We start from the raw sequence: 11,706 nt of genomic DNA on the forward strand, positions 1-11,706 counted from the left end.
GACGGTCGGTTCTTTGTCGGTGGCCATCATATCCCGCTTGACGTTGATCCGCGGCCACCGGTGGTTCCGGCCTGCTCGGCGAAACGGTCTCCCATATGGCGCGACGATAGCCTGTCGGTGCTGCACCGCAAGCTCTTTGAGCGAATGCGGCAAAAATCGCCGAAGTCCTGCAACCACAAGCATGTACCCTCCGTTACGTCACGCCGACGGCGACGCCCCGGACGATTTCGGCGCCCGCCCGTCTTGACGCCGTCGCGGCAGGCTTCGAAGGTGGCGGGGAACGGCTGCGCCGGCGGGAGCGGATCAGACACCGACGGCGACGCCGAGATCCGCGTCTGGCTCGTCGGAACGGACACCCCGCAGGATGCCCGTGACTATCTGACGAAGACGTTCGAGGACGAGAACCCCGGCTCCACCCTGGTCATCGAAGAACAGCAGTGGACCGGGCTGGTCGACAAGCTCACCACCAGCCTGTCCTCCAGCGACAGCCCCGACATCGTCGAGATGGGCAACACGCAGGCGGCCGCATTCACCTCCAGCGGCGCCCTCCTCAGCCTCGATGACATCGTCGACGACCTCGGCGGTGACGACCTGCTGCCCGGGTTCGTCGAGGCCGGCACCTGGGACGGCACGCTCTACGCCGCCCCGTACTACTCCGGCGCCCGCGTGGTGTTCTACAACACGAGCATGTACGAGCAGGCCGGCGTGGCGGTACCCACCACCCTCGACGAGTACGTCACGAACGGCGTCACCCTCGCCGGGGCGCTTCCCGGCGTCTCCGGCGTCTCCTTCCCGGGCAAGGACTGGTACAACGCCCTGCCCTTCATCTGGGAGAACGGTGGCGAGGTCGCCGTGCAGGACGGCGAGGAATGGGATGCCCAGCTCTCCAGCGACGCATCGCTCGCCGGGCTCGCCCAGGTGCAGCAGCTGATGACCGAGGCATCGCTCGCGCCGAAGGACGGCGACGAGACCGAGGGGTGGGTGCCGTTCGCCGCAGAGGAGTCGGCGACCTACTCGGCACCCAGCTGGGCGTGGTGGTCGATCATCGCGGATGAGGACAAGCAGCCGACGGCGGTCGCCGAGACCACCGGGTACTTCGCCCTTCCGGGCGCGGACGGCGGCGCGGCCCAGGTGTTCGCGGGTGGCTCGAACGTCGGCATCGCGGCGAAGTCCGCGCACCCCGACCTCGCTCGCAAGGCGCTGGAGATCATGCTGAGCGACGACTACCAGACCATCCTCGCCGAGGCGGGACTCGTGCCCGCCAAGACGTCGCTGGCCGACAAGGTCGCCGCCGCGACCCCGGAGCTGGCCGCCGTGATCGCGGATGCCGCCACGCACGCCAAGCTCACCCCGGCGTCGCCCAACTGGGCGGACGTGGAGGCGCAGGGCATCATGCAGGACCTGTTCGTGAACATCGCGAACGGGGGCGACATCGCCGAGCTCGCCGCCGCCGCGGACGAGCAGATCGAGGCCATCCTGAACGGCTGAGCACGCAGCCCGGTCGTTGAGTTCGCTCAACGACCGGGCTGCTCCGATCGCCTTCCATCCCGCATCCCTCAGGAGGTCCGCCATGGCGGTCCAGACCCCCGCGCTGCCGGTGCGCCCCGCGCCACGGTCCGCGCGCCCGATCCCGCCGCGGCGCCGCCCGGCCGCGGTCGCCCCGTGGCTGCTGCTGACCCCGGCCGCCGTGATGCTCGCGGTGTTCATCGGCTGGCCGCTGCTGCAGCTGCTGATCATGTCGTTCCAGGAGTTCGGCCGGGCACAGATCTTCGGCGCGGCGCCCGAGTTCATCGGTTTCGGCAACTACCTCGCGGTCCTCGGCGACACGCAGTTCTGGCTGGTCCTGGCGCGCAGCGTGGTGCTGTGCATCGTGTGCGTGACCGCCACCATGATCCTGGGCGTGCTGATCGCGGTGCTGATGACCAAACTCGGTGCCGGGATGCGGCTGGCCGTGTCGATCGGGCTGTTGCTCGCGTGGGCGATGCCCGCGCTCACGGCGACCATCGTGTGGGGCTGGATCTTCGACACGCGGTCCGGGCTCGTCAACGCCGTCCTCACCGCCGTCACCGGCACCGACTGGACCGGGCACAGCTGGCTCATCGATCCGCTCAGCTTCTTCGCGGTCGCCGCCATCATCATCACCTGGGGCGCCGTGCCGTTCGTCGTGTTCTCGGTCTACGCCGCCCTCACCCAGGTGCCCGACGAGGTGCTGGAGGCCGCAGCGCTCGACGGCGCCGGCGGGTTCGGCCGGTTCCGCCACATCATCTTCCCGTACCTGCGCTCGATCCTCGTCGTGCTCCTGATCCTGCAGCTCATCTGGGACCTCCGCGTCTTCGCGCAGATCTACGCACTGCAGACGATCGGCGGGGTGCGGGCGGAGACGAACACGATCGGCGTGTACATCTACAGCGTGTCGATGGCATCCGGTGATCTGGGCGCCGGCGGTGCCATCTCGGTGATCCTCGTCGTCATCATGCTCGTCATCGCGGGCTACTACATCCGCGCCATGCTCCGGGAGGACAAGGCATGACCGCCCCCATCCTCACCCCCCGTGCGAAGCGGCGCTCCGGCCGCGTCCTGCTGAACCTCGCCGCGCTCGTCGTGATCGTCTGCTCGGTGTTCCCGGTCTACTGGATGGTGAACACCGCGCTGCTGCCCGGATCCGCGGTGCGCTCGGCCACCCCGCATCTGTGGCCCGACCAGTTCACGCTGCGGAACTTCGCCACCGCGATCGGGGACGACGGCTTCCTCACCGCGCTCGGCACCTCGCTCGCTGTCACGCTCATCACCGTCGCCGCGGCACTCGTCTTCGCCTTCCTCGCGGCCGTCGCACTGTCCCGGTTCCGCTTCCGCGGCCGCTCCGCCCTGATCGTCACGATCCTCGTCATCCAGATGATCCCGGCGGAGGCGATGATCGTGTCCACGTTCCGGGTGCTGGACGGCTGGGCGCTCCTGAACACCATCGCGGGTCTGAGCTTCGTCTACATCGCCATCGTGCTGCCGTTCACCGTGTGGACGCTGCGCGGGTTCGTCGGTGGCGTGCCGGCGGAGCTCGAGGAAGCGGCCATGATCGACGGCTGCAGCCGCGCCGGTGCCTTCTGGCGCATCACCTTCCCGCTCCTCGCCCCGGGACTCATCTCCACCGGGGTGTTCGCGTTCATCCAGGCGTGGAACGAGTTCGTCTTCGCCCTCGTCATCATGACCCGCCCCGAGGCGCAGACGCTGCCCATCTGGCTGCGCTCGTTCGTCCAGGCCACGAAGGCGACCGACTGGGCCGTGGTGATGGCGGCCTCCACCCTCATGGCGGTGCCGGTCGTCGTCTTCTTCCTCATCGTGCAGCACCGGATGACCAGCGGACTGGTCTCCGGCGCGGTGAAGGGCTGACCGTGCGCGCGGGGTGCGAGGGATGAGGGTCGGTATCGACGTCGGCGGCACGAAGACGGATGCGGTGGCCGTCACCGACGACGGCACCGTGGTCGGCCATATCCGCCGCCCGACGGCGTGGGGTGCGGCGGGCGTGGTCGATACGATCGTGGATGCGGTGGCGGCGCTGTCGACGCGGACCGGCACGGGAGCGTTCACCTCGGTCGGGATCGGCATGCCCGGGCAGGTGGTGCCGGGGAGCACGGTCGTCTCCCATGCACTGAACCTCGGCATCGAGCGGTTCGACCTCGCCCGCGCGGTCGCGCCGCGGCTGGGCCTGCCGGTGCGGATCGAGAACGACGTAAAGGCGGCCGCGGTCGGCGCGCACGCGCTGGAGGGCGGGAGCACGGACCTGGCGTATCTGAACCTCGGCACCGGAGTGGCGGCGGGCATCGTCGTCGACGGGCGCGTGCACCGGGGCGGGCGCGGCACCGCGGGCGAGGTGGGGCACGTCTCGATCGACCCGCACGGCCCCGTGTGCCGGTGCGGTGGGCGAGGGTGCATCGAGGCGCTCGCCGGCGGTGCGGCGGTGGCCGAACGGTGGGGCCGGGGCGGGATGCTGCCGGTGCGTGACGTCTTCGATGCGGCGGACGCGGGGGACCCGGTGGCCCGGGGGCTCCGAGCGGACGTGGCACGGGCGGTCGCGGCCGCGGTGCGCCTGCTCGTTCTCACCGTCGACGTGGATGCGGTGGTCGTCGGCGGCGGACTGACCGCGCTCGGCGACCGGTTGCTCGCGGACGTGCGGGAGGAGCTCCGGGCCGGGGCCGCCGCATCCGACTTCCTCCGGTCGCTTGCGCTCGCCGACCGGGTACGGTTGCTGGCACCGGGCTCACCTGCGGCGGCGCTCGGCGCCGCGATCATCGGCGGCCAGGCCGCGCCCGAGGAGGTGCCCGCCCGTGGCTGAAGTGATCATCGTGGGCTCCCGCGAGGACGCCGGCGCGCTCGCGGCGGACGAGATCGCCCGCCTCATCCGCGCCCGGCCCGACACTGTGCTGGGGCTCGCCACCGGATCGACGCCCCTCCCGGTGTACCGGGCGCTGCGGCCGCGGCTCGCCGGCGTCGACGTGTCACGGGTGCGAGGGTTCGCCCTTGACGAGTATGTCGGTCTCGACCCCGAGCATCCGCAGAGCTACCGGTCCGTGATCGCTCGTGAGGTCGTCGCCCCGCTGGGGCTCGACCCCGCGCGCGTACGCGTGCCGAACGGCGCGCCGGACGGCATCGAGCACGCTGGGGCAGACTACGAGGCCGCGATCGAGGCCGCCGGCGGTGTCGACCTGCAGATTCTCGGCATCGGAACCGACGGGCACATCGGCTTCAACGAACCGGGCTCGTCGTTCGCCTCCCTCACGCGCGTGAAGACCCTCACCCGGCAGACGCGGGAGGACAACGCGCGGTTCTTCGACGACATCGACGACGTCCCCCGCCACTGCATCACGCAGGGACTCGGCACGATCCTCCGCGCGCGGCACCTGCTGCTGCTCGCGTTCGGTGCGGGCAAGGCGGACGCGATCGCTCGGGCGGTCGAGGGACCGGTGACAGCGATGCTGCCGGGGTCGGCGGTGCAGCTGCATCCGCACGCCACGGTCATCGTCGATGAGGCGGCGGCCGGACGCCTGCGCCTGGCCGGCTACTATCGCGAGACCTGGCAGCACAAGCCCGACTGGCAGGGGCTGTAGCCGCAGGTCACCGCCAGGCGAACCCGATGAGGTGGTGCCGGCTGAGCGGCGCGAGCGGCACCTCGTCGATCTCGTCGCGAGACACCCAGCGGAGCTCGGCGATCTCGGCGGCGGCGACGGCCTGGTCATGGCGGATGCGGAGAGCGAACGCATCGGCCACCACACGGTGGCCCGGTTCATTGGCCGCAGCCTCGCTGAATCGACCGAGCGGCTCCAGGTCCTCCCGGCGCGCGTGTACGCCGATCTCCTCGGCCATCTCGCGGAGCACGGTGTCGACCGCATCCTCGCCCGGATCCGGTTTGCCGCCGGGTTGCTGGAACACCACCGCGCCGCGCTTGCGCACGACGAGGGCGAGCCCGTTCTCGTCGGTGACGACGGCGGCGCTCACCTGCACGATGGGTGATGCATCCGTCAGCGGGTCCGCGGGATCGCTCATCCGAACACCTTTCCGGGGTTGAGGATGCCTGCCGGATCGAACACCGACTTGATCTGCCGTTGCAGCTGCCACTGATCGTCGCCGAGTTCGTCGGCCAGCCAGCGACGCTTGAGCACGCCGATGCCGTGCTCCCCGGTGAGCGTGCCGCCCAGGCGCAGTGCGGAGCGGAACAGGTCGCTCGCCGCCTGCCACACGATCTCGGGCACGTCGGGCCCATCGAACACGAAGTTCGGGTGCAGGTTGCCGTCGCCGGCGTGGGCGACCGCGGGGATGGCGAGGCCGTACGCGCGTTCGATGCGGGCGATCTCGTCGAACATGTCGGGGAGGGCCGAGCGCGGCACCGACACGTCCTCGATGAGGGTGGTGCCGAGCCGCTCCATCGCGGGGTGCATGGAACGCCGGATATGCAGCAACCGCTCGCCCTCGACCGGGTCGTCCGAGACGACGACCGTGCCGCCCCCCGCGGTGAGGACCGCGGCGATGGCGTCCGCCTCGTCCCGGGCGGCCACGCCGTCGGTCTGGATCGTCAGCTGCGCGGCCCCCGCCAGCGGGGGCTCCAGCCCGAGCAGATCGTGCACGGCGGCGAGGCTCGCCGCATCCATGAGCTCCATGATCGCCGGTTGGAGGCCGGTCGCGGTGACGGCGGCGCTGGCTGCTGCCGCGGTCCGCACGTCCGGGAACATCGCGACGAGCGAGCAGAGCCCGCCGGCGATGATGCGACGGAGCTTCAGGGTGGCGCCCACGACGACGCCCAGCGTCCCCTCCGAGCCGATGAACAACGACGTGAGGTCGTACCCGGTGACGCCCTTGACGCTCCGGTGACCGAGCGAGAGCAGGCGCCCGTCGGCGAGCACCACATCGAGGCCGAGGACCGCGTCGCGCACCACGCCGTACTTCGCGCACAGCAGACCGCCGGCGCCGGTGGCGATGTTCCCGCCGACCGTGGAGATGGCGCGGCTGGCCGGGTCCGGCGCCCACCACACGCCGTGCGCGGCGAGGCTGTCGTTCAGGTCGGCGTTGAGGATGCCGGGTTCCACCACGGCGAGCAGGTCGTCCGGGCGGATCTCGCGGATGCGGTCCATCCCGCGAAGCGACAGCGAGATCTCGCCCTCGCCGGTGTTCGCGGCGCCCGCGAGTCCCGTGCCGGCGCCGCGGGGGACGACCGGGGTGCCGGTACGCGACGCGATCCGGAGGGTCTCCTGCACGTCCGCGACGGAGGCGGCATGCACCACCGCGAGCGGCAGGCCCGCTGCCGCGTGGCCGGACTTGTCCGCGCGAGCGGCGGCGAGGGCCGGCCCGCTCGTGTCGACCCGGTCGCCCAGGGCGGCGCGCAGGAGCGCGACGACGTCGCTCATGCCAGGCGGCGGCGTCCTGCGACCACGCCCACGGCGACCGCTACGACCGCGTACCCGAGCCCGACCCACACGAGGCCCATGCTCCAGAGGGCGGCGGTCGCGGCGGCGTAGACGAGCAGCTCGACGATCGCACGGACGAAGGGATGCACGGCGAACACGGCGCGCGGAGAGACGAACAGCGCCCACAGCAGGATCGCGACGACGGGGGTGACGATGCCGGCCACGATGTTCCACGGGAACGGCCACGACGCGAAGCCCCAGATCGCCAGGACGAGGAACGCCACGATCTCGCACAGGAACGCGACGAGGTCGATCGCGGTCAGCGGCGGCCGGGTGCCGGCGGGCTGTTCGGGGGTGGGGTCTGTCACCGCATCAGTCTACCGGCGGGGTCTCGGGTGACGTGGCGATCATGCCTCGCCCCAGGGGATCTCGGGGGAGCGGTCGAACCCGATGCCCGCGGCGGTCCAGCCGGGGCCGAGCCCGGCGAGGCGGGTGCGGAAACCGTCCCAGGTGCGCTCCGGCGCCTCGGCGGGCGACCAGCCGATCTCGGCGGCCGAGGCGAGCCGCGGGAAGACCATGGCGTCGACGTCCTCCCGGGTGCGGATCGTCTCGGTCCACAGCGCCGCCTCGACACCGAGGATGTCGCTCTCGCGGACACCCGGGACCGCCCGCGAGGGTTCCCACCGGTACGACCGCTCCACGCTCGTCGGGCCGTTCGCCCAGGTGAGCCCGAGCGGCGCGTCCGCGCGCGGCTTCATGTCGAGGTACACCGCGTCGGCGGGAGAGAGGATGACACGCCCCCCGCCGCGGACGAACTCGCGGAGTCTGGCGGTGGTCTCGGCGGCCTCGGCGGTGCCGGTGACGGCGTGGACGAAGCCCCAGTACTGCCCGATCGTGCCGGGAGCGGCGGCGGCCCCGGCCTCATGCCAGGCGACCGGGACTTTTCCGAGGTCGGTGACCAGGCGCGTCACCCCGCCGATGTAGGCGGCGTAGTCCGCGTCGGCGGTGCCGTGCGCCTCGTCGCCCCCGATGTGGAGGTACGGCCCGGGGGTCATCGTGGCCAGCTCGCCGAACACGTCGGCGAGGAACGCGGCGACCTCGGGGGTGCCGATCCGGAGCGACGAGAACCCCACCGCGATGCCGGTGTACGGCGTACCGGCCGCCGGGGTGCCGCCGCCGAATTCCCGCACGGCGTCGAGCACTCCGGGGGTGATCGTCGGTGCCGCCGCGAGCTCCGGATAGGCGAGCCCGACCGCGTGGGTGTGGCCGGGGCCGTCGAACTCCGGGATCACCGTCATGTGCCGCCGCGTGGCGTGCGCGATGATCGCGCGGTAGTCGGCCGCGGTGTAGTGGCCACCCGGGTCGCCGCCGACGCTCGTGCCGGCGGCGCGCTCGACGAGCTCCGGCCGCGACGAGAGCGCGAGCCGCCACCCCTGGTCGTCGGACAGGTGCAGATGGAGCACGTTGAGCTTCAGCGCCGCGGCGTGGTCGATGAGCCGGGTGACGACCTCGACCGGGAAGAAGTGTCGGGCGACGTCGAGCATCAGCCCGCGGTGCGTGAACCGGGGCGCATCCTCGATCTGGATCGCCGGCAGGGTCCAGCCGGCGTTCCCGGCCGCGAGCAGCTGCACCAGGGTGCGGATGCCGTGAGCGAGCCCCGCCGCATCCGCCCCCGTGATCCGCACCGCGTGTTCGTCGACCCGGAGCCGGTACGACTCCGGGGCGCCGTGACCGTCGACATCGAGGTTGATGCGGGCATCGGCCTCGGCGGTCAGACGGATGCCGGTGCGCGCGGCGATCGCCTCGATCAGGTCCGCGACGGCATCCGTGGGCCCGGTGACGGCCGCATCCGGGGTCAGCCGGAACGGCGCGCCGTCCTGCGGGCTCACCGAGCGCGGATACGGCACGAGCGCGGGCACGGCGACGGGCATGTAAGGAACCCTAACAAACCCGTGCGCACACCGCATCCGGTATGCTCGCTCTGTCGCGACTGGCGTTGAGGTGGGTACCCACCGGGGAGCGACCGACTACGGCATTCGACCGCACGCCTGGGCCGATGTGGACTTTTCCTGCAAGCCGTCGTCCTGGAGGCGCAATGACCGACTCACTCTTCAACGCCCCGCTGTCCGAGGTTGATCCCGAGATCGCCCAGGTACTGGAGCGCGAACTCGACCGCCAGCGCAGTTATCTCGAGATGATCGCGTCCGAGAACTTCGTGCCGGTCTCCGTCCTGCAGTCGCAGGGATCCGTGCTGACGAACAAGTACGCAGAGGGCTACCCCGGCCGCCGCTACTACGGCGGCTGCGAAGAGGTCGACGTCGCCGAGGAGCTCGCGATCGAACGCGCGAAATCGCTGTTCGGCGCGCAGTTCGCCAACGTCCAGCCCCACTCCGGCGCTACCGCCAACGCCGCGGTGCTCCACGCGCTCGCCCGCCCCGGCGACACCCTGCTCGGCCTCTCGCTCGACCATGGCGGGCACCTGACCCACGGCATGAAGATCAACTTCTCCGGCCGCCTCTACGACATCGTCGCGTACGGCGTCGACCCCGAGACGAGTCTCGTCGACATGGACGAGGTGCATCGCCTCGCCGTCGAGCACAAGCCCAAGGTCATCGTCGCCGGCTGGTCCGCCTACCCGCGCCAGCTGGACTTCGCCCGCTTCCGCGAGATCGCCGACGAGGTCGGCGCGTACCTGTGGGTCGACATGGCGCACTTCGCCGGACTCGTCGCCGCGGGCCTCCACCCGAGCCCCGTGCCGCACGCGCACGTGGTCTCCTCGACCGTGCACAAGACGATCGGTGGCCCACGGTCCGGCTTCATCCTGACCAACGACGCCGACATCGCGAAGAAGATCAACACCGCGGTCTTCCCCGGTCAGCAGGGCGGCCCGCTCATGCACGTGATCGCGGCGAAGGCGACGGCGTTCAAGCTCGCGGCATCCGACTCGTTCCGCGACCGGCAGGAGCGTACTCTCCGCGGCGCGCGCATCCTGGCCGACCGGCTCACGCAGCCCGACGTGAGGGATGCCGGGATCGCCCTCCGCTCCGGCGGCACCGATGTGCACCTCGTGCTCGTCGACCTCCGCGACGCGCAGATCGACGGCAAGCAGGCCGAAGATCTGCTGCACGAGATCCACATCACCGTGAACCGCAACTCGGTGCCCAACGACCCGCGCCCGCCGATGATCACCTCGGGTCTGCGCATCGGCACCCCGGCGCTCGCCACGCGCGGGTTCGGCGACGCCGAGTTCACGGAGGTCGCCGACATCATCGCGCTCGCGCTGCTGCCCGGCGCCGACGTCGAGGCCCTCCGCACCCGGGTCGCAGCGCTCACCGCGGCGTTCCCGCTGTACCCCGGCCTGCAGCAGTAACCGCGTCGATCGGCGGGCGGATGTTTTCCGCATCCGCTTGCCGTTCCGCATCACTACGTCCATAGTGATATCGGGCATCAACGAGGAGGACCCATGACCGCGCAGAAACTCGACGGCGTCGCCACGGCGGCCGCCATCACCCGTGAGCTGACCGAGCGGGTCGCCGCGCTGAAGGAACGCGGGATCACCCCGGGCATCGCCACCGTGCTCGTGGGGGCCGACCCCGCCTCCCAGCTGTACGTGGGGATGAAGCACAAGCGGTCCGAGGCGATCGGGATGAACTCGATTCAGCGGGAGCTGCCCGGCGATGCCACGCAGGAAGAGGTGGAGGCGCTCATCGACGAGCTGAACGCCGATCCGTCCTGTCACGGGTACATCGTGCAGCTGCCCCTGCCGAAGCACATCGACACCGATGCCATCCTCGAGCGGATCGACCCGGACAAGGATGCCGACGGCCTCCACCCGACGAACCTCGGCCGGCTGGTGCTGAACGTCAACACCCCGATCACCTCGCCCCTGCCGTGCACCCCGCGCGGTGTGATCGAGCTGCTGCAGCGGAACGGCTACGACCTCACCGGCAAGCACGTCGTCGTCGTCGGGCGCGGGGTCACGATCGGTCGCTCGATCGGCCTCCTGCTCACCCGTCGCGACATCAACGCCACCGTCACCCTGACCCACACCGGCACCGTCGACCTGCCGCGCTACCTGCGGGAGGCCGATGTCATCGTGGCCGCCGCGGGCGTGAAGCACCTCGTGACGGCGGAGAACGTGAAGCCGGGCGCCGCGGTGCTCGATGTCGGCGTCACGCGTGAGCCGGACCCCGACACGGGCAAGTCACGCGTGTACGGCGATGTCGCACCCGACGTGGCGGAGGTCGCCGGGTACCTGTCCCCGAATCCCGGGGGAGTGGGTCCCATGACGGTGGCACTGCTCATGACCAACGTCGTCGAGGCCGCCGAGCGCGCCGCATCCGCCTGACTCGAGTGCTCGCCTGTCGCGTATTGCGCGTCGTGGTCGCGGTTCACGACAGGGGAGCCGGGCGGACACGTGCTCGCCTGTCGCGCGATGTGCGTCGTGGTCGCGGATCGCGACAGGGGAGCGGGTAGGGCGGTGAAACGTGGCCGTCATGTGCGGCTGCGAGCATCGGGGGATGCTGACACTGCGCGGGGCGACCCGCATCCTCATCGACGAGGTCACCGAACGCGACGGTGACCTCGTCATCGATGCGGACGGGCGGATCGCGGACACCCCCGCGGGCGACATCCTCGATGTCACCGGGTGCGTCGTCGCCCCGGGGCTCGTGAACGCTCACCATCACCTCCTGCAGACCGGGTTCCGCACCCTTCCCGGCACCCGCGGCGTGCCCATGCGGGACTGGCTGCCGACGATGGCCGCGGCGTATGCCGCCGCCGGCATAGATGCATCGCTGACCGGTGCGACAGCCGC

At 71.1% G+C, this 11,706-nt stretch carries 12 protein-coding genes, 1 pseudogene and 1 riboswitch; of the genes and pseudogenes, 8 read left to right on the forward strand and 5 right to left on the reverse strand.

Features of this window, described 5'->3' with window-relative positions:
* On the reverse strand, window positions 1-183 hold a 183-nt coding region (locus NT132_RS09425; RefSeq protein WP_297787754.1), incomplete at its 3' end, for a hypothetical protein.
* 87 nt (window positions 184-270) lie between these two features.
* Here NT132_RS09425 and NT132_RS09430 point away from each other — a divergent pair.
* The 5 genes from NT132_RS09430 (at window position 271) to nagB (ending at window position 5,099) form a co-directional block, all read left to right on the forward strand.
* On the forward strand, window positions 271-1,488 hold the full coding sequence (locus tag NT132_RS09430) for an extracellular solute-binding protein (RefSeq protein ID WP_297787756.1): 1,218 nt from the start codon (window positions 271-273) through the stop codon (window positions 1,486-1,488).
* Window positions 1,489-1,570: 82 nt separating this feature from the next.
* Window positions 1,571-2,530 carry a carbohydrate ABC transporter permease gene (locus NT132_RS09435; RefSeq protein WP_297787759.1) on the forward strand — a complete coding sequence of 320 codons (960 nt, stop codon included), beginning with the start codon at window positions 1,571-1,573 and terminating at the stop codon, window positions 2,528-2,530.
* Window positions 2,527-3,384, forward strand: coding sequence for a carbohydrate ABC transporter permease (locus NT132_RS09440; RefSeq protein ID WP_297787761.1), 858 nt, complete (start codon window positions 2,527-2,529; stop codon window positions 3,382-3,384). Before NT132_RS09435 ends, NT132_RS09440 begins: the two co-directional genes overlap by 4 nt.
* Before the next feature lie 22 nt (window positions 3,385-3,406).
* Window positions 3,407-4,327, forward strand: coding sequence for an ROK family protein (locus tag NT132_RS09445; protein ID WP_297787763.1), 921 nt, complete (start codon window positions 3,407-3,409; stop codon window positions 4,325-4,327).
* The gene (gene nagB, locus NT132_RS09450; RefSeq protein WP_297787765.1) at window positions 4,320-5,099 is read left to right on the forward strand and encodes a glucosamine-6-phosphate deaminase; all 780 of its coding nucleotides are present in this window, start codon (window positions 4,320-4,322) and stop codon (window positions 5,097-5,099) included. The genes NT132_RS09445 and nagB overlap by 8 nt, the downstream gene beginning before the upstream one ends.
* A gap of 7 nt (window positions 5,100-5,106) precedes the next feature.
* On the opposite strand, the gene NT132_RS09455 is transcribed toward nagB, so the two are convergent.
* From NT132_RS09455 to NT132_RS09470, 4 genes are read right to left on the reverse strand one after another with little or no spacing between them, the layout of a single operon-like run.
* Window positions 5,107-5,535 carry an NUDIX domain-containing protein gene (locus NT132_RS09455; RefSeq protein WP_297787767.1) on the reverse strand — a complete coding sequence of 143 codons (429 nt, stop codon included), beginning with the start codon at window positions 5,533-5,535 and terminating at the stop codon, window positions 5,107-5,109.
* Window positions 5,532-6,890, reverse strand: coding sequence for an FAD-linked oxidase C-terminal domain-containing protein (locus tag NT132_RS09460; RefSeq protein ID WP_297787769.1), 1,359 nt, complete (start codon window positions 6,888-6,890; stop codon window positions 5,532-5,534). The genes NT132_RS09455 and NT132_RS09460 overlap by 4 nt, the downstream gene beginning before the upstream one ends.
* On the reverse strand, window positions 6,887-7,258 hold the full coding sequence (locus tag NT132_RS09465; protein WP_297787771.1) for a YrdB family protein: 372 nt from the start codon (window positions 7,256-7,258) through the stop codon (window positions 6,887-6,889). Before NT132_RS09465 ends, NT132_RS09460 begins: the two co-directional genes overlap by 4 nt.
* 39 nt (window positions 7,259-7,297) lie before the next feature.
* Complete coding sequence (locus NT132_RS09470) at window positions 7,298-8,821, reverse strand: beta-N-acetylhexosaminidase (RefSeq protein WP_297787773.1); 1,524 nt, start codon at window positions 8,819-8,821, stop codon at window positions 7,298-7,300.
* A gap of 45 nt (window positions 8,822-8,866) precedes the next feature.
* A riboswitch (ZMP/ZTP riboswitch) is annotated at window positions 8,867-8,951 on the forward strand.
* Window positions 8,952-8,985: 34 nt separating this feature from the next.
* Here NT132_RS09470 and glyA point away from each other — a divergent pair.
* The 3 genes and pseudogenes from glyA to NT132_RS09485 form a co-directional block, all read left to right on the forward strand.
* On the forward strand, window positions 8,986-10,260 hold the full coding sequence (gene glyA / locus NT132_RS09475) for a serine hydroxymethyltransferase (RefSeq protein ID WP_297787775.1): 1,275 nt from the start codon (window positions 8,986-8,988) through the stop codon (window positions 10,258-10,260).
* Between the two features lie 93 nt (window positions 10,261-10,353).
* On the forward strand, window positions 10,354-11,238 hold the full coding sequence (locus NT132_RS09480) for a bifunctional methylenetetrahydrofolate dehydrogenase/methenyltetrahydrofolate cyclohydrolase (RefSeq protein ID WP_297787777.1): 885 nt from the start codon (window positions 10,354-10,356) through the stop codon (window positions 11,236-11,238).
* Between the two features lie 172 nt (window positions 11,239-11,410).
* Window positions 11,411-11,706: pseudogene (locus NT132_RS09485) on the forward strand (hydroxyatrazine ethylaminohydrolase); the annotation flags it as partial.

The sequence above is a fragment of the Microbacterium sp. genome, from assembly GCF_026393345.1.
Taxonomy (GTDB): Bacteria; Actinomycetota; Actinomycetes; order Actinomycetales; family Microbacteriaceae; genus Microbacterium.

What these genes read in the sequence shown, in the direction of transcription:
- NT132_RS09470 (WP_297787773.1), bottom strand. Translation starts at nt 8,821, where the DNA reads ATGCCCGTCGCCGTGCCCGCGCTCGTGCCGTATCCGCGCTCGGTGAGC.
- NT132_RS09455 (WP_297787767.1), bottom strand. Translation starts at nt 5,535, where the DNA reads ATGAGCGATCCCGCGGACCCGCTGACGGATGCATCACCCATCGTGCAG.
- glyA (WP_297787775.1), top strand. Translation starts at nt 8,986, where the DNA reads ATGACCGACTCACTCTTCAACGCCCCGCTGTCCGAGGTTGATCCCGAG.
- NT132_RS09440 (WP_297787761.1), top strand. Translation starts at nt 2,527, where the DNA reads ATGACCGCCCCCATCCTCACCCCCCGTGCGAAGCGGCGCTCCGGCCGC.
- NT132_RS09460 (WP_297787769.1), bottom strand. Translation starts at nt 6,890, where the DNA reads ATGAGCGACGTCGTCGCGCTCCTGCGCGCCGCCCTGGGCGACCGGGTC.
- NT132_RS09480 (WP_297787777.1), top strand. Translation starts at nt 10,354, where the DNA reads ATGACCGCGCAGAAACTCGACGGCGTCGCCACGGCGGCCGCCATCACC.
- NT132_RS09445 (WP_297787763.1), top strand. Translation starts at nt 3,407, where the DNA reads ATGAGGGTCGGTATCGACGTCGGCGGCACGAAGACGGATGCGGTGGCC.
- NT132_RS09435 (WP_297787759.1), top strand. Translation starts at nt 1,571, where the DNA reads ATGGCGGTCCAGACCCCCGCGCTGCCGGTGCGCCCCGCGCCACGGTCC.